Annotated in this window: 12 protein-coding genes and 2 pseudogenes; 7 read left to right on the top strand and 7 right to left on the bottom strand. The window is 71.0% G+C overall.

Going from position 1 to position 17,433, the window contains the following annotated elements; all coding sequences use genetic code 11:
• Positions 1-25: 25 nt before the first annotated feature.
• Entirely contained in the window at positions 26-745 is a 720-nt protein-coding gene (locus tag ACIBI9_RS57900) for an alpha/beta fold hydrolase (RefSeq protein ID WP_397236017.1), read from the bottom strand.
• Positions 746-977: 232 nt separating this feature from the next.
• Here ACIBI9_RS57900 and ACIBI9_RS57895 point away from each other — a divergent pair, with 232 nt between their 5' ends.
• The 3 genes and pseudogenes from ACIBI9_RS57895 to ACIBI9_RS57885 all read left to right on the top strand — a co-directional run.
• Positions 978-1,226, top strand: coding sequence for a helix-turn-helix domain-containing protein (locus tag ACIBI9_RS57895; protein ID WP_397236015.1), 249 nt, complete (start codon positions 978-980; stop codon positions 1,224-1,226).
• Positions 1,227-1,543: 317 nt separating this feature from the next.
• On the top strand, positions 1,544-4,261 hold the full coding sequence (locus ACIBI9_RS57890) for a helix-turn-helix transcriptional regulator (protein ID WP_397236013.1): 2,718 nt from the start codon (positions 1,544-1,546) through the stop codon (positions 4,259-4,261).
• Between the two features lie 286 nt (positions 4,262-4,547).
• A pseudogene (locus ACIBI9_RS57885) lies at positions 4,548-5,153 on the top strand (sigma-70 family RNA polymerase sigma factor); the annotation flags it as partial.
• A gap of 170 nt (positions 5,154-5,323) precedes the next feature.
• Here ACIBI9_RS57885 and ACIBI9_RS57880 read toward each other — a convergent pair.
• Positions 5,324-7,804 (bottom strand): SCO7613 C-terminal domain-containing membrane protein, encoded by a 2,481-nt coding sequence (locus ACIBI9_RS57880; RefSeq protein ID WP_397236011.1) that lies wholly within the window; start codon positions 7,802-7,804, stop codon positions 5,324-5,326.
• 365 nt (positions 7,805-8,169) lie between these two features.
• On the opposite strand from ACIBI9_RS57880, the gene ACIBI9_RS57875 reads away from it, so the two are divergent.
• Positions 8,170-8,643, top strand: coding sequence for a hypothetical protein (locus ACIBI9_RS57875; RefSeq protein ID WP_397236008.1), 474 nt, complete (start codon positions 8,170-8,172; stop codon positions 8,641-8,643).
• Positions 8,644-8,798: 155 nt separating this feature from the next.
• Complete coding sequence (locus ACIBI9_RS57870) at positions 8,799-11,654, top strand: ATP-binding protein (protein ID WP_397236007.1); 2,856 nt, start codon at positions 8,799-8,801, stop codon at positions 11,652-11,654.
• A gap of 50 nt (positions 11,655-11,704) precedes the next feature.
• Here the strand turns inward: ACIBI9_RS57870 and ACIBI9_RS57865 are convergent, their stop codons facing one another.
• The 3 genes from ACIBI9_RS57865 to ACIBI9_RS57855 form a co-directional block, all read right to left on the bottom strand.
• Positions 11,705-13,672 (bottom strand): hypothetical protein, encoded by a 1,968-nt coding sequence (locus tag ACIBI9_RS57865; RefSeq protein WP_397236005.1) that lies wholly within the window; start codon positions 13,670-13,672, stop codon positions 11,705-11,707.
• Between the two features lie 178 nt (positions 13,673-13,850).
• Entirely contained in the window at positions 13,851-14,096 is a 246-nt protein-coding gene (locus ACIBI9_RS57860; protein WP_397236003.1) for a hypothetical protein, read from the bottom strand.
• Positions 14,097-14,248: 152 nt separating this feature from the next.
• Entirely contained in the window at positions 14,249-14,728 is a 480-nt protein-coding gene (locus ACIBI9_RS57855; protein WP_397236151.1) for a LysR family transcriptional regulator, read from the bottom strand.
• A gap of 579 nt (positions 14,729-15,307) precedes the next feature.
• Between ACIBI9_RS57855 and ACIBI9_RS57850 the strand changes: the two genes are divergently transcribed.
• Positions 15,308-15,472, top strand: coding sequence for a hypothetical protein (locus ACIBI9_RS57850; RefSeq protein ID WP_397236001.1), 165 nt, complete (start codon positions 15,308-15,310; stop codon positions 15,470-15,472).
• A gap of 204 nt (positions 15,473-15,676) precedes the next feature.
• On the opposite strand, the gene ACIBI9_RS57845 is transcribed toward ACIBI9_RS57850, so the two are convergent.
• A complete protein-coding gene (locus ACIBI9_RS57845) occupies positions 15,677-16,168 on the bottom strand; it encodes a carboxymuconolactone decarboxylase family protein (RefSeq protein WP_397235999.1) in 492 nt (163 codons plus the stop codon).
• 542 nt (positions 16,169-16,710) lie between these two features.
• On the opposite strand from ACIBI9_RS57845, the pseudogene ACIBI9_RS57840 reads away from it, so the two are divergent.
• A pseudogene (locus ACIBI9_RS57840) lies at positions 16,711-16,967 on the top strand (IS630 family transposase); the annotation flags it as partial.
• Between the two features lie 38 nt (positions 16,968-17,005).
• On the opposite strand, the gene ACIBI9_RS57835 reads toward ACIBI9_RS57840, so the two are convergent.
• The gene (locus ACIBI9_RS57835) at positions 17,006-17,320 is read right to left on the bottom strand and encodes a hypothetical protein (RefSeq protein WP_397235997.1); all 315 of its coding nucleotides are present in this window, start codon (positions 17,318-17,320) and stop codon (positions 17,006-17,008) included.
• Positions 17,321-17,433 lie beyond the last annotated feature (113 nt).

The raw sequence follows: 17,433 nt of genomic DNA, 5'->3' as shown, positions 1-17,433 counted from the left end.
CGTACCAGGTGCAGATGGCGCGCCGTCACCCCTGCGCGTGGTCGGCGGCGTCGAGGATGGCGGCGGTCACGGCGTCGGGTTGGGACGCCGCGATCGCGTGCGAGGCGCCCGCGATCTCGCGGGTGCCCCGGGAACCGGCCCGTTCGGCCATGAAGCGCAGCGCCGCGGCCGGGATGTTGAGGTCGTGCTCGCCGTGGACGAACCAGGACGGCGTGGTACGCCAGCCCGCCTCGCTCGCCGCCAGCCCGCCGGTCAGCGCCCGTTCGGTCACCGGCCGCTGGGTGGCGGCCATCAGCGCGGCCTCCTCGGCGTCGACGTCGGCGCAGAACTGGTGGTGGAACTTGTCCGCGGCGATGCGGAACTCGTTGCCGCCGGAGGCGACCGGGTAGGCCTCCAGCGCCCCGCCGAGGGTGCTGCCCTCGAACTTGCCCGACAGCAGGAAGGCGCTCTCGCCGGGTTCGGGGGCGAAGGCGGCGACGTAGACCAGGGCCTGCACGGCCGGGTTGCCGGCCGCCGCCTCGGTGATGACCATGCCGCCGTAGGAGTGGCCGACCAGGACGACCGGGCGGCCGATCCCGTTGATCACGTCGCGCACGTACGCGGCGTCGCCCTCCACGCTGCGCAGCGGGTTGGCCGCGGCGACGGCGGTCAGCTGGTTGCTGTGCAGGCGCCGGATGACGCGGTTCCAGCCGGCCGATTCGGCGAAGGCGCCGTGGACCAGGACGACGACGGGCTGCTCGCTCATGAGTGTGCCTTCCCAGGATTCAGTGCCTCGGTGGCGAGCCCTACCAGGCTCGCCGACTAAGACCCGACAGCCTTCGGGCTTGTGACAGCCCCCGGGAAGTTCCTCATGAATGCCGGGGGTCAACCGGTCATCTCCTCATGGCGCCGCCGAACACGCTAGGGACGTCACGGATGCGAAGGCGGCGCGGACAGGTGGACCCTGTCCCGGCAGAAGAGAAAGGGGCTGACGGGCAATGGCCGATCTGGACTATGGCTGGCGTCTTCGCGAGGTCATGGCGGAGCGTGGCATGTCCTCCACCGTGGAGCTGCGTCCCCTGCTGGCCGCTCGCGGTGTCGACCTGTCGCCGAGCCAGGTGTACCGGCTCGTGGTCGGCAAGCCGGAGCGGCTGAGCCTCCGCACGCTGATGGCGTTGCTGGACATCCTCGACTGCACGATGGACGACCTGATCCAACCGCTGCCCGCCCGTCGTACCGGGAAGTGACCGGCCGCAAACGCCGCTTGAGATCCGAACAGGCGCCGCCCCCGCGTTGATCCGCAGCGCCTGACAGACTCGTTCCGCCGCGTCCACGAGATGCTCGATCTCACCATCCCCTGCTGATCATCGCCTCTGACCCCGCGAGCGCCCGCCGCCCGGCGCTGTCCAGCCTGTTCGTTGATCTGGCCGTCTGGATGAGATATTGCATTAGATGACAGTTGGGTCCCGGTATCGCCGGTGATGTCTGGTGCGGAGATATGGCGGGGATGTCGGATAAGCCGGAGCTTGGGGGTGGGTGGTCCGCGGCCGAGGCAGGGCCGCTGGTGGGCAGAGAGGCGGAGTGCCGGACTCTCGATCGGCTGCTCGCGGACGTCCGCGGCGGCCAGAGCCGGGTGCTGGTGCTGCGCGGCGAGGCCGGAGTCGGCAAGTCGGCACTGCTGGACCACCTGATCGCGAAGTCCTCCGGATGCCGGGTCGTGGCCGCGACAGGGGTCCAGTCGGAGATGGAGCTGCCCTTCGCGGCCGTCCACCAGCTCTGCGTGCCGATGCTGGACCTCCTCGGCACCCTGCCCGGACCCCAGCGTGACGCGCTCGGGACAGCCTTCGGGATGCGCGCCGGTCCCCCGCCCGACCAGTTCCTCATCAGCCTCGCCGTACTCAATCTCCTGGCCCAGGCCGCCGACGAGCGTCCGCTCGTGTGCGTGATCGACGACGCCCAGTGGCTCGACCGCGCTTCGGCGCAGGTCCTCACCTTCGTGGCCCGCCGCCTCATGGCCGAGAGCGTGGCCTGCGTCTTCGCCGTCCGCGATTCCGGCGAGACCGGCGTGTTGCCGGGCCTGCCCGTGATGGAGGTCGGCGGGCTGCGGGACTCCGACGCGCGGACACTCATCAGCCGGGTGGTCCCCGGACCGCTGGACGAGGAGGTGCGCGACCGGATCCTGTTCGAGTCGCGCGGGAACCCGCTCGCCCTGCTCGAACTGCCCCGCGCCGCGTCCGCGGGCGGATTCGTGGCGGCGGCGACCGGGCAGTCGCTGTCGGGCCGCCTCGAGGACGGCTTCCAGCGTCGGCTGAACGGCCTGCCGGCCGACAGCCGGATGATGCTGCTGCTGGCCGCCGCCGAACCCCTCGGCGATCCGGCTCTGCTGTGGCGCGCCGCCGGCGTGCTCGGCGTCGACACCACGGCGGTCGACGAGGCCGACGAACTGATCGACTTCAGCGACCGGGTACGTTTCCGGCACCCGCTCGTACGTTCCGCGGTCTACAACGCGGCCGTTCCGAGGGAGCGCCGGCAGGCCCACCGAGCGCTGGCGGAGGCGACCGACGCCGCCACCGACCCGGACCGGCGGGCCTGGCACCGCGCGCAGAGCGCCGCCCACCCCGACGAGGACATCGCCGCCGAGCTCGAACGCTCGGCCGGACGCGCCCAGGCCCGCGGTGGTCTGGCCGCCGCCGCGGCCTTCCTGGAGCGGGCGGTCGGGCTCACCCCCGATCCCCGGCGCCGGGCCGAACGCGCGCTCGACGCCGCCCGGGCCAAGCACCTGGCCGGCGCGCTCGAGTCCGCGCTGGCGCTGCTGGCGGCGGCCGAGGCTGGACCCCCGGACGAACTGCGCCGGGCCAAGGCCGAATCCCTGCGCGCCGAGATCGCCCTGACCTCCAACCGCGGCACCTCCGCCCCGGCGATCCTGCTCAAGGCCGCCAGGCAGCTCGAACCACTCGACATCGGCCTGTCCCGCGACACCTATCTGCAGGCGCTGCTCGTGGCGATCGGCGTCCTGCCCGGCTGGGACGGCATCATCGAGGTCGCGGCGGCCACCCGTGAGGCGCCCTCCGCGCCCGGCACGCCCCGCACCGCTGATCTCGTCCTCGAGGCCCTCTCCCTGTCCTACACGCAGGACATCCCGACGGCCGAACCGGCCCTGCGGCGTGCCGTGGACGCCATCATGAGCGAGGAGACCGCGCCCGCAGAACAGCTCCGCTGGGTCTGGTTCGTCAACTTCTCCGTCATGAGCGTGTGGGACGACGAGGCCGCGCGCGACCTCACCCGGCACTACCTCCGCCTGATCCGCGGCTCCGGCGCGCTCGCGCTGCTGCCCCTGGCGCTCAGCCTGTCCACGATGCTCTTCCTTTTCGAGGGCGACCTGGCGGAGGCCGAGACCCAGAACGAGGAGGCGAAGGCGAACGCGGTCGCCGCCGACGTCTGGACCACCTCGGGAGCGATGGTGCAGACGGGCGGCGACCTCGGCCTCGCGGCGTGGCGGGGGGATGAGGAGGAGACCGAGCAGCTCGCGGAGATCATCGCGAAGGAAGGAGCGATCCGCGGGGAGGGGCGGACGCTGGAGATCAGCCATTGGGTCCGGTCCGTCCTCTACAACGGGCTCGGCCAGTACGAGAAGGCTCTGGAAGCGGTACTGCAGGCCGGCGTGGACCATCGGGCGCCGGGCGGTTGCGGGGTCCAATGGGCGCCCCTCGAACTCGTCGAGGCCGCCGCGCGCACCGGCCGGCACGACCTGGCCTCCCGTACGCTGGAACGGCTCTCCCGCTCCACCCGGGCGGGCGGCACCGAGTGGGGCCTCGGCCTCGAGGCCCGCTGCCGGGCGCTGCTCTGCGAAGGAGAGGAGGCCGACCGCCTCTACCGCGAGGCGATCGACCGGCTCGGCCGTACCCGGATGCGCGTCGACCTCGCCCGCGCCCACCTGCTGTACGGCGAATGGCTCCGCCGCGAACGCCGCCGCGTCGAGGCCCGCGAGAACCTCCGCACCGCCTTCGACCTGTTCACCGAGATCGGCATGAAGGCCTTCGCCGACCGGGCCGCACGCGAGCTCCAGGCCACCGGGGAGACCGCCCGCAAGCGGAACGTCGAGACCACGGAGCAGCTCACCCCGCAGGAGGCGCAGATCGCCAGGCTGGCCCGCGCCGGCCTGACCAACAAGGAGATCGCGGAGCGCCTGTACGTCAGCCCCCGCACCGTCGAGTACCACCTGCGCAAGGTCTTCACGAAACTCGGCGTCACCTCGCGTCACCAGCTCGACGACATCTTCTGACCTGCCCCTCCGAACACGGAGATTCGTCGCTCGACGGGGTATAACCGCTTCCCGAGCGCCCCGGCCGCCCGGTGACTCCCGCGCGGATCGGCTCCTCACCGGGGACCCTGGCCAGGCATCTCCCTGATGCGACCGGGGCACCTGCCCGGCCACAGTGTGTGGTGTCGGCGACAGGCGCCCGCCGGCGGGTCGCAAGAAACCCGGCGCGCCGAGCTCACCGCCGCCCCTAACGAGGCGTGCCTCCCCCACCACCAGCGTCCGCTCTGACGGCACGCTGCACGACTTCATGCTGCTCGAACCCGCCGTCGGCCCCCACGCCGCGCGGGCCGCCGTCGCCCAGGCGATCGCGGTTCTTCGGAAAGGACAACTCATGAGCACCACCACGGAGGCGCGCGTGAGCATGCATCTTGCAGAACAAGACCACACGAGCTCCCTCGACCAGGCCGCCGCCACCTTCGTCGAGGTACGTCCGCGCCTCTTCGGCATCGCCTACCGGATGCTCGCCGGCTCGGCGGAGGCCGAGGACATCGTCCAGGAGACCTGGCTGCGCTGGCAGAACACCGAACGCTCGGCCGTCGCCAACCCGGCGGCGTTCCTGACCCTGATCACGACGCGGCTGTCCATCAACGCCGTGCAGTCCGCCCGGGCCCGCCGCGAGACCTATATCGGCCCCTGGCTGCCCGAGCCCGTCGACACCAGCGCCGACCCCGCCGCCGGAGCCGAGCGGGGCGAGGCGCTCGAACTCGCTCTGCTGCTGATGCTCGAGAAGCTCACCTCGGCCCAGCGGGCCGCGTACATCCTCCGTGAGGCCTTCGTCTATCCGTACGAGGAGATCGCCGAGATCATCCAGCTCAGCCCGGCCAACGTCCGCCAGTTGGTGAGCCGCGCCCGCAAGCACCTGAACGCCACCCGGCGCGGCTCGATCGACGCCGACGAGCACCGGCGCCTCCTGTCAGCCTTCCTCGACGCCGCCCAGGAGGGGAACCTGACCGCCCTGGAAGACCTCTTCGCCGCGGACGTCGTCAGCTCCCCCGGCGCAAGAGGGACGGCGGAGTTCTCCGTTCACCCCATCGCCTTCAGGACGTCACGCACCCGGCGCAGGTCCCGCATGCGGGCCTCGTACGTCGCCCCGACCACCACGAGCAGCACCCCGCCCACGGCGATCGGCACCCAGCGCGGCACCGCGAGGAACATCTCCGACACGTACGGCGCCAGTTCCCGCACCACGACCCCGGCGAGCACGACGCCGCCGATCACCGTGGGCGCCTGGAGCCGGAACCGGGCTCCGGCGAACAGGATGGCCAGCGCCAGCACGCCGAGCGCCAGCGACCGCCGCCATTCCGTGTCCGAGTAGACCGCCACCAGGCTGGGCAGCATCGTGAAGGAGAGGCCGGCGCCATAGGCCGCCCACGACGAACCCGGTGCGCCGCGCCGCCGCCACCAGCCGGATCCCAGCAGGACCAGCGAGCACGGCACCGTGTACGCCTCGACGACGGTGACCTCGTCCGCCCCCAGCCGCAGCCACGAGGCCACCAACAGCAGGACGGTGCCGGCGTACCGGAGGCCCTTCACACCGCCTGCCCGCAGCGACATGAGCAGCACCAGCACCCCGGCCACGGCGAATCCCACGCTCGCCGCGACCAGGACGCGCAGGCCGAGCGAGAACCCCACCGCCACCGCCTCCAGCCCGAGGAACAGCGCGGCGAAGCCCAGTCCCCAGACCCGGAGCTCCTTCACCCTGGCCGCCGACGCCATGGCGGCGGCCGCCACGGCCAGGATCGGCAGCACGATCAGCGTCGCCGGCTCGCTGCCGAACGCGTACGCCGCCGCCCGTACCGAGGCGGGACCGGCGACGAGCGCGCATGCCACCGCCCACCAGGGCGCCCGGCCCAGTGCGGCGGCGACCGCCAGGGCGACGGCCAGCACCGCCTGCACCGCCACCGCGGCCGGGTAGGGCATCGCGAAGGCCTGGGGAACGACCGCGACCATGAGCGCCCCGGCCACCAACGCGCCGGACACCGCCGCCTTCATCGGCCACCCACCGATGCCGTGCACAGCCGCCTTCATCGGCGGCCCGTCGGTGCCGGACACCGCCGCCTTCATCGGCTGCTCGTCGGTGCCGGCCGCGGTCGCCTTCATCAGCCGCCCGCGGGTGCCGGACGTGGCCGCGGCCAGGAGGCCGGCCGCCAGCACGCCCAGCACCGCCACGTCCGCCGGCGTCGCCGTCTCGAACGGCTGCCACTGCCGGCCGTTCCATGTGCCGGTCCAGAGCACGTCCAGCCAGGCGAGCGGCGCCACCAGCGTGACGACGAGCCGAGGCAGCACCACCAGCGTGGTCAGCAGCGCCACCAGCCCGCCGGTGGCCATGCCCGCCACCCGTACCCTCCGCCAGGGCAGCCAGGCGGCGGCGAGCGCCACCACGAGTGCGGGAACGACGTAGGCCAGGGGACGCCAGTCCGTGACCGGGCCGTACAGCACCGGCTGCGCCAGCGCGGCCAGCACCGGTTGCGCCGGCGCGGCCGGCACGACGATCACCGTGAGCGCGGTTCCGACGGTGACCACGGCAGCCCAGATCTCCCCCTGAGGCTTGCCCGGCCTGGCCAGCAGCCAGGTCACGAACCCGCCGAGCAGAGCCAGCGCCACCAGCGGCACCGACCTGCCCAGGGCCTGGCCGACGGAAAGGGACCCCAGCGCGTACGGCGCTCCGACCAGCAGGGCGAGGGTCGCGACCCCGCTGCCGACCAGGGCGGCCGTCACCCGCACCGCTCCGCGCCCGTAGCGGACCAACACGACGTCCAGCGCCGCCATGGCCACCAGCATGGCCACCAGCCAGGTCTCCGACAGCTCGCCGGTCAGCAGCGGCAGGACCGGCTGCGCCAGGACCACGGCGACCGGAGCGGGCCCGCGAAGCCGGGTGACCCGGGCATAAGCCACCAGGATGAGCGCGGTGAGCCCGAACACCCCCGCCGTGTAGTGCAGCGCGTCGAGTGCATCGACCCCGAGGAGTCCCACCCGCCTGGCGGCGTACCCGTCGAGCAGCAGCAACACGACCGCGAGCCCGGCCACGGTCTCGGCCGTCGCGGTGAGCCCGCGCCGGATCAGCACGACCGGCGCCAGCATGACCAGCGCGGTGAACCCGGCCAGCACGGCCGCGCGCCCGCCCATGCTCATCTGCCCCCAGCTCACCACGGTGAACACCACCGCCGCCACCGTCAGCAGCAGCCCGCCGAGGATGAGCAGGACATTCTTCGCGGCCCCCTGGGAGACCTCCCGCACCGGAACACCGGGCCCGGCCGCGGGCCCCGGGTACGGCGGCAACGCCCCTGCATAGGGAGGCACCGCTCCCGCGGCCCCCTGACCCCCTGCGCCGGCGCGCAGGATGCCGAGCAGTTCCGAACGGCGGGCCTGCAGCCTGGCCTGCTGATCCCTCAGCCCGGCGAGAGCCTGGTCCACCTGCCAGAGCTCGTGCGCGGCGGGCCCGTGCAGAGGCAGCGCACACCTGGGGCACCTGGTCACCGGCTCCAGGGACCCGGTTCCGGACAACACCGCACCGCAGTCCGGACATTTCATACTTCCACGCACCGATACTCCGTTTGAGCCTGTCGAGATGACCCATATTTCACCGCGACGTCCTTGCGAACCACTGTCACCGGGAACCAAGAGTGACAGCCGGCCAATGTAAGGGAGCAACGTCGGGGCGCGGCCACCGAACAGGATGCCACCAGGCGGCGCTCCTGGAGCAGGCCATGCGTCAGATGCGTGCAGTAGACGGCGAGCGCACCTCCCCCGCTCGTGCGCTGCGGTCAAGAGCGCCATCGTGGCGCCCACGTCCAGGGTGAGCTCCGGTGTGCAGTTCATCAGGCTCTGAGCAGGCGCGGACCGGGACGCCGGCTGACCAGCGGCCGGACGTGCCGCTGATCGAGGGCTTGGGCGGTGATCAGGCACGCGAACGCCGCAAGGGCGAGCGCCGTTCGGATGAGGTGCAGGTTGGGCCACCGCCGGCGGCTCTCGTGCCAGCCGGCGGGCAGCTGATCGGGATCCCAGGCGTCCGCGATCCGGTTGAGAGGTTCCAGACCCGACCAGCCGAGCTGACGCCGAAGACGAGCCCTCCGCGCCGCCACGACAGGGCCGAAACAACGATCATCGCCGCGATCCTCCGGCGCATCAAGCCCGCCGAACATCTGCACGCTCTCGGAGCGTTGCGCCCGGACCTCCCTCCGGCCAAGGCCGCCGAGCAGATCTATGTCCTCGCCTCGACGGAGAACTTCGAGAAGCTGACCGAGGTGTGCGGATGGAGTGAGGCCGAGTACGAGGAGTGGCTCGCCTCGATACTCGCGGCGGCCCTCCTCGAACCCCCTGCCGGCCGTCTCCGTCGGCATTGAGGTCCGAACCAGGCACCGTCGATTCCGGCGAAATCTGAAGCCAGGGCAGACCGTCACGCACGCTCCCGGACGACGCCGACCCGGATCTATGATCAACGCGGAGTCGACCGTGTGCCTGATCCTGACCTGATCGCCTGGATGATCCGGAGGATGCCATGACCGATGACAGGTGGGCTCGGACGCTTCGCCCCGAGCTGGTCGGGCGGGCCGGCGAACTGGCCAGGATCCAGGAGGCCGTCGTCGACGGACGCGGGCTGGTCCTCATCGACGGCGAGCCGGGGGTGGGCAAGACCCGCCTGCTCGAGCACCTGGTCGAGCGGGCGCACGAGGCCGGGCGGACCGTGCTCGCCGGCAGCGCCACCGAGTTCGAGCGGCTGGTCCCGTTCGGCATGTACGTGGACGCCTTCACCCGGCTGGCTGACGAGCAGGGCGCTCCGGCCTCGCGGCACGCCGACGGCAGTGACCTCGCGGAGTCCGCCCTGCACACGCTGTTGTCGGCGGGCGAGACGAGCGACACCGTACGGGGCAGGCTGGATCGCTTCCATGCCTATCGGGGCATTCGTGCACTCCTGACCCATCTGGCGACCGGCCGCGGCGCCGTACTGGCGCTCGACGACCTGCACTGGGCGGACGCCCCGTCGCTCGAACTGACCGAGTTCCTGCTTCGCCACCCGCCTGCCACCGGATTCCTGCTGGCCATCGCCTGTCGCTCCACCATGATCCCGCCGGCGGTGGCCGACGCGGTCGCCCGCCAGGATGCGTACATCACCAGGCTGAGCCTGTCCCCGCTGGATGAGGAGACGGCGGCCGCGCTCATGCCGTCCGACGCCGACCCCCGGCGACGGCGGTTGATGTATCGGATCAGCGGCGGCAACCCGCTGTTCCTGCGGGCGTTGCACGACGCCGACGACAACGCCCTGGCGAAGCTGGCCGACGGCCGGCCGGGCGCGGCGCTCGCCCTGGAGGAGACGCTGCTGACGATGCTGCGTACGGAACTCGACCGGCTCACCCCGGCGGGCCGCCTGGCGGCGTACGCGGCGGCGGTCGCCGGCGAGCTGGCCTCGCCCGTCGTGATCGCCCAGGTCGCGGAGCTCGACGCCGCCACCGCGGCGGCCGCCGTCGACGAGCTCTGCGGGCAGGGCCTCGGAACGCTGGCGGGCCCGCGGTTCGCCTTCCGCCACCCCCTGGTACGCGCAGCCGCGTACGACACCTGCGGCCCCAGCTGGCGCGTCGCGGCCCACGCCCGGGTCGCCGGGTACGTGCGCCGCAACGGCGGGTCCCTGGCGCTGCTCGCCCAGCACACCGAGCGGTGCGCCGAGCAGGGTGACGAGGAGGCCGCCAGGACATTGGGCGACGCGGGCCACGCCTACATCGACTCGGCGCCCGCGACCGCGGTGCGGCTGCTCCGCGACGCCCTGCGGGTGCTTCCGGAACGCGACGACCTCGTGCCGTACCGCGGCCACCTGCTCACCGGGCTGGCGAAGGCCACCGGGGTGATGGGCTCGCTGACCGAGAGCCGGCGGATCCTGCACGAGGTCATCGGCCTGCCGCACGAGGTGGCTACGAGAGCGGTGGCCTTCTCCTCGACGATCTCGCGGTTGCTCGGCCGGCTGGACGAGGCGCGGGCCCTGCTGAGCGCGCAGTTCCCGCCGGCCGGACAGGATCCGCGGGTACTGGTCCAGTTCCTGGTGGAGCTGGCCGCCGTGGCAACGCTGCGCGCGGACGCCGAGGGCGCGCGCCGGCACGCGCTCGAAGCCATCGGGTACATCTCGGAGACGAACGATCCCGCGCTCGGCGCCGCGGCGTACGCCCTGCTGGCGCTGGCCTGCCTGGAGGACGGCGACGTCGCCGCCGCGCGATCGCACAGCGGGCGAGCCGGATGGCTGATGGACAGCACGCCGGACACCGCCCTGCTGCGCCACGTGGAACTCGTCGCCCCGCTCTCCTGGGGCGAGACGTGTCTCGGGCGTCCGGCGGACGCCGCGCGCCACCTGAGCCGGGGCATCGATCTGGCGACCATGTCCGGCAGCAGCTACGCGATGCCGTACCTGCTGATCAGCCAGGCCCACCACAGGGCCAGGACCGGACGCCTGCGGGAGGCCATCGACATCGCCGAGCACGCCGTCGCGGCGTCCGAGTACATCCGCAGCAGCGAGACCCTGGCGATGGCCCGGAGCGTCATGTTGCTGCCGGTGTTGTGGCGGCACGGCGTACGTCCCGCCATGACGCTCGCCGGGCAGATCGCGCAAGCCGGTCCGGGTTCGCCGTGGTGGCTGGCGATGGCGCACGTGTCCGTGGCCAGGGTCCGCCTCGCCGCGGGCCGCGCCGAGGCGGGTCACGCGCCGCCGTTCCCCTCGGTCCTCTCCCGCGACACCGAGGTGGAACGGCTGGCGACGCAGTCGATCCGCGCGGCAGCCGACGGCGACGTCGGCACCGCGCTCGCCCGGTCGGCGGCGGCGGTCGCCGCCGCGGACGGCCTCGCCTACCAGCTCGGTACGGCCTACGACGCCCGCGCCCGCGCGTTGTACGTCCACGACGACCTGGCCGGGGCCGTGGCGGCCGCCCGGGTCGCCGCCGAGCGGTTCGGCGAGAGTGGCGCCGTCGTCGAACGGGGCCTGGCCCATCAACTGCTCGCCACCGTCCTCGGGCGCATGGGAGAGGTGGCGCCGTGCCGCGCCGAGATCGGCCTGGCCAAGGCCGCCTACAAGGAGTCGGGAGCCGACTGGCTCGCCGGTCAGCTCGCCCGGGTGGAGCGGCAACTCGCGGCGCGGGGGCCCCGGCGCGCGGGGCGGAGGGGCGGCGGGCCGCCGGAGCTGACCTCGCGGGAACGTCAGGTGGCCGAGCTCGTCGGGCAAGGGCTGACCAACCGGGAGGTGGCCGAGCGTCTCCAGGTCAGCCAGAAGACCGTGGAGACGCATGTCGCGCGTATCTTCAGCAAGTTCGGCGTACGTTCGCGGGTGGCGCTGGCCAGACGGCTCACCGGCCTGGGCGACAACCCGGTGGCCGGGTGAGCTGACCTGGCGCGCCGGGCGGTACGAGCCCGCCCGGCGGCCTCTGATCGTTACGCCCACTCCTCGTCGGTTATCTCGGTGATGTCGTCGTTGTCATCGATGCTGGGGTCTTTGCATGGGTTGGCCGGTTGAGACGGCACGGAGAACTGCACCCAGACGAGGTTGACGGGTAGTTGCAGGCCGCCGCCGCGCATGACGGAGGTCTGGACCTGCATGGCCCAGCCGCCCGAGATGCCCGGGTCCACGGCGGTGGGCTGGCAGGGATCGCCGGTGGGGGTGTTCGTCACCCCGCCACCGCCCCCGGTGCCGCCGGTGCCGCCGGTACCACCTGAGCCACCGGTCCCGCCGGTGCCGCCGGAGCCGCCGTCGCCTGAGCCGCCGCCATCACCGGAGCCGCCGGACCCGCCGGTGCCGCCACCGCCACCACCGCCACCTGAGCCGCCCGTACCACCGGAGCCGCCGGTACCGCCACCGCCGCCGGTGCCGCCACCGGTGCCACCGCCGACCGAGCCACCCGACGGATACGGGTACGAGGCCGGAATCCAGGTCCCCGGTGACGGAGGGCTGCCGTTGACTCCGCCGCCGCCGACCACCGGGGCCTCATCGATCGGTGGCAGCGGGAGCGGATCCGTCACCACGTCGACCGGGAACTTGATCGCGCCGTCCGGCCCGATGAAGTGACAGATGCTGTCGATGTGGGTGCCCTCGCACAGTTGGCCGGGGTGCTCGTTCGCCCATTCCTCAAGCTCCCGGTCGGCGTCCGGATCCGCGGCGGAGGCCTGCGCGTCGATCGTGACCTCGGAGAGGTTGGGCCCGTTCGGGAACCACTCGGGGAACTGGCCGGCCATGAACGTCGCCAGCGCCCTGCCGATGGCCACGGAGCCCGGCTCGTTCGGGTGGAAACTCTCCTGGAGCGCCCTGAACGCGCCGTTCGCCGCCGTGAAGCGCTTCCCCCGGAACTTCGCGCCGTTGAAGTACGGCTCCGCCGTGCCGAGTTCGTGACCGGCCACCACGCTGGTGCCGTTCGGCCCCGCCGTGTTCGGGTCGAACACGACGACCTTGACGGCGGGGAACCTGGTACGGAACCGCGCGACCGCGTCCTTGATCGACTGGTTCACCCTGGCGGCGAACGGATACATCCTGTCCATGGTCTTGCCGGCGATCTGCCCCGCGTCGGTGTTGCCTGACGGCTTGACGCCCAGCGGGTAGAGCGCCACGACGATCGCCGCCTTGCCCGCCTCCGCGTGGGTGTTCACCAGGGCCTGTTCGACGTTCGCCGAGACCTGCCCCAGGCGCTTCTCCAACCGCTTCAGCTCAAGCTTGACGGCCCACTCCTGCGACTCCTTCCACTCGAAAGGAAAGATGTTCCTCCCACGGACGAACATCTCCAGCGCGGTGGCCACCAGCGGGCCGAAGCCGGCGTCGTTGCCGCCGAAGCCGAAGTAGACGATGTCGGCGTCCGAGACTCCGTCGAGCTGGCGCGGGTTCCTGATCTCGCTGTTGGGGTCGTCGTCATCTTCCCGCTGTGGGTTCCTGAGGTGCTTGGTCTCGGCTCCCGACGAGGCGTTGAAGATGAACCGGTCCTGGGCCCAGGTGGAGCGGATCTCCCACGGCAGCACCGTGTACGGGCTGCCCGGATGGCGGCCCGCTTCCAGGAGACTCCACGCCACATGTATCGGCGCGAGCCCGGACTGATGCCGAAAGTCCTCGGTGCCGTTCGACTTCCCCTTGTAGACGCTGCTCTTGCTCGCGCCTTCACCACTCGTGTAGCTGTCACCGAGCCCCGCTATGACGAGCGGCGTGGGCGTCGTCGTCGGCGGCGGGGTGGGGGCGATGGTGATGGGAGGGAGCGTCGGGACGGGTTTGAACGTCGGCTTGGTCGGGGGCGTGGTCACGGTCGGCATCCCGGCGTTCGCCGGGGTGCTGGTGAACACGGCCGCGGCGAGCGCGGTGACGAGCGCGATCAGGCCCAGCAGGTACGGCGTGAGCCATCGCCGTAACCGGCGCGGAGGTCGCATGGACATGCCTTCCTGTTTCGTGGGATCGAAAAGGGACGGGCATTGCTCCACGCATCATCCGCTGTCGCGCGAGCGCTAACATCAGGTGATGTACGCGCGACCACCCCGACATCTCGCGCCCACCCCCACCGAGCCGACAACGAGGGCGGGCCGGAACAGCGGAGCACCTTGCAGGCGTTCAGGTTCGGGCACGCGCGCGTAGCGTTTGACCGTGTTTGAGGGCCAGGTACAGCCGCTGGGCGCACTCCAGCAGGCCTACGCCCTTGCCGCCTGGACACTCGAGCCCCGCACGCCGGGATGAACCGCAGCAGGTCTCCAGTGCGTCGGCGCTGCGACCGGGCAGGACGTCAATGCGCTCGCGGGTCTCGGCGTCGATCAGCACGGTGGCGTAGCAGTGACGCCGGCACAGGCCGAAGCCGTCCACCCCCAGGACGCGGGGAGTTCGCGGACCATCACGCCGATCTGAGTGGTCAGGCGAGGGGTGTGGCATTGGCAGCGTTCCAGCACGCCAGGCTCACGGAAGGTCTGGCAACAGCCGAGTTCGGGCAGACCTCGCGTCGGATCCGCAAGCACAACTCAGCGTGACGTTACGGCACGATACGTCACAATCGGAAGAGCGACAAAGCCGTTAACCGGACAGGCCCCCGGCAGGCCAACCCTGCGATCGTCAACGTGCCGGACTGGACCTGGTCTTGCGATTCGGCAGATCATCCATGAATGCCGGGGACAGCGTCTTCGGGCTCTCGGTGGGCGAGAGGACCGAGGTCGCGAGCGGTTCGCGCGAAGTCCTGGATGAGGTCGGGCTGGGTGGCTGTGCGCCAGATCAGTGCCCATCGTGCCGGTGGGGCATCGTGGATGGGCACGTACGCGACGTCGGGTCGGGCGAAGTAGCGAGCTCCGGCTGCTGCGTTCGAACAGGGCGCCGCCGATCCGGCGTTCCTGCTTCTTGATCGCCTGGGTGACCCGGGACGGTGTCACGTGCAGCCGCTCAGCGGTCTGACCGAAATGAAGCTCTTCGGCCGGCGTCAAGAAGAGCTCGATGTCTCGAAGCTCCATCACCCTTCCGGCCGTTGATCTAGCGCTCAACGATCTGTTGCCGAAGTCGTCATTGTTCACTACAAGGGAGAGTTGGTACTGCACACCCTCCAGGGGAGCCGCCCACTGGCCTCGTCGGTATGGGCTGTTCTGCGCGGCGCTGTGACAAAGTGCTGGACCATGCGGGACTGCGCAGCATATGGAGCTCGGCGTACGGAGCGGCCGTGATGATCGTTTGCATCACCGTCGGAAGGCTTCGCCGTCAACAAGCCCGGACCCAGCGCCAGCCGTCGCGCACCGCGGGAAGGCGAAATCAATCACGATGACGGTGTTGGCGGCCCAAAGGCGGGACCGCCATCGAAGTCCAGGCGTCACGCTGGACCAGTTGCCGTTGACATTCCGCCCCCCGGGACGGGTCCGCTGCGACCAGCCCAGGCTGCCAGAACAGCCCATCCAGCTCGACCACGGGGCACACCGGTCACCTCACTGAGGCGTCTGGGCAGGACGGCTTTGCCGGCGCCGCCGCGCCCCGAAATCACCTCACACCGCACGGCTCCATCACGCGGCTCACACTCCGTACTCGTGCCAACAGGATGATCCGTGCTCACTCGCGCTCACGTGGTGCTCCCGGACTTCGTCACAGCCATGCCCTCCACCCTCTGGGAGATCCTCAAGCAGGAAAGTCTTGATCCGACACCCGAGCGGACGTCCACCACACGGCCCGCCCGAGGCTCGCAAGCCGACGCCCTGCTGATTGATCTGTGATTTCATCGAGCACGTCTGTCTTGGATGAGGCCTCGGACCCTTATGGGGTCCGAAGCATCGTCACTTCGAGCGATCACGGGCGTTCCGCGCGGTGTGTGGCTGTGCGTCGCCGGGCAGGTAACGAGCCTGGAGGCGTGACCGGGAAGCAGTACAGGAACGGCCAGCCGCCGGTACGAGGTGGGGACGCTGAACTCCGGACGTCGCTCAGCGGGCGACCGCGTTGGGCGGCGCGCCACTGCCTTCCAGGCGAGTTGTGACCGCGATGCGATTGTGCGCGTTGATCACTGTCGCAGCCCAGATCAGCGCCGCAAGCTGTGTTTCCTCGAACTGCCTCGCCGCCTCGGCGTACACCTCGTTCGGGACCTGCCCGGCGAAAACGAGTGTGATCGCCTCGGTCAGCGACAGCGCGGCCCGCTCCCCGCAGGTGAAGAGCTTGCTGTTCCGCCATGCCCGCACCTCGCGGATGCGCTGCTCACCTTCCCCCATGGCCCGCGCCTCCTGGGTGTACCGGTCGAGCGAGAGAGAACAGCCGTTGATCTGGGACGCGCGGATCTTGATCAGCTGGAGCAATCCCGGCGCGATGTCCGCCGCCTGCGCCGCAGCCAAAGCGGCCTCGTGCAGGGCGCTCATCGCGCTGGAGACTTCAGGGGTCACGTTCTTGATCGCAATCCGCGGGGCAATCGTGGCTACAGACATGTCGTGGCTCTCATCTCGCTCGTTGAAGCTCTTTGAAACAAGGACGGGCGCAGCGACGACGTGGCGATATGTCCCCCTCTCCGTTCCCCTCGAGAGCGCGCCGCCGGGATCGAGCCCTGCGCGCCCTCCGTACGGCATGGGATACGCGAGATCGCCCGCCCCGGTTCGCACCACAGCTCTCGCCGAGGGCGCGCTCGATCGGGAAGCACGAAGCAGGCACTAGCCCGGATGAAGACCGGCTTGCCGACGGTGGCGACGCCTCCGACGGCCAGGACCGGCTCGGCCCGGCCTCGTGCATCTTGAAATGGCCGGCGTCGAAGAACAGATTGAACCGCCCCGACCGCCTGTGAATCACCGAACATTCGGCCCGAGAGGGCGGGGTGTACCGCGCGCGGTCGGCTGGTCCATTGACTCGACACACCGCCGCGCTCGTGACCAGCGCCTTGTGGATGGCGCATCCCGATCAGGGCGTGCAGGGCTGATTAAGACCCTGAACGGCCAACGCCTGGTGAACCGCATCGCCGCGCTGCCAGCCCAGCCAGGACCGCGAACGATTCCACGGCCGCCACACCAAAATCATCACCGCCTACCTGACCAAGCCCCCTCGCCTGGAACTGCTGTACGGGGCGCGCTACAGCCCGCATGACAACCCGATCGAACGCGCCTGGCCCGCACTGCAGCGTTCAGCGCCAACGCCCCCGCCACCTGGCCCGGCAGCCTCAGGCAGATCCGCGCCTCCTTCCGCCCCCGCTCACCGGACCACCTGCTGGTCACCGCAGCTCCGTGGGCCGGCCACTAGCTCACCGCCGGTTACAAGCGAAACTTCTGGAATGCCGCTCAGCCGCACGCCTTCGCGGTACCGCCGGAGCCGGTCTGGCCGTTGCGGCCGCCGTTCCACTGCACCGTGACTTCACCCCAGGCGCAGGTTTTGTTGGCTCGGAGCATGTTGCCCCAGTGACGGCCGTTGTTGCCCGGCTTGTAGTCGTATGCGTCCCTCTTGCGATCCGCCGTGTACAGGTAGATAGTGCCGCTCGCCTTGGAGTCGGTCTTGATCTCGACCCAGTTGGTCTTGCATCGAGGAGACCACCAGAGATGGATCCGCCCGGCAGCGGAGTGGCCGTGATGTCGTACGAGCGTGCCGGTCCGCACCACCTGGCCAGAGTTCCAGCATGAACCAGTCCGGGTTGGTTGGAGGCCCTGAAGCCAGCATGATCGTGCTGGCGGAAGGGAGATTCACACGCGATGCCAGCCCCCAGGAAGTACCC

It is taken from the genome of Nonomuraea sp. NPDC050451 (assembly GCF_044458585.1).
Note: the sequence above shows the minus strand (reverse complement) of the source record. Positions and strands in the feature narration are given on the sequence as shown.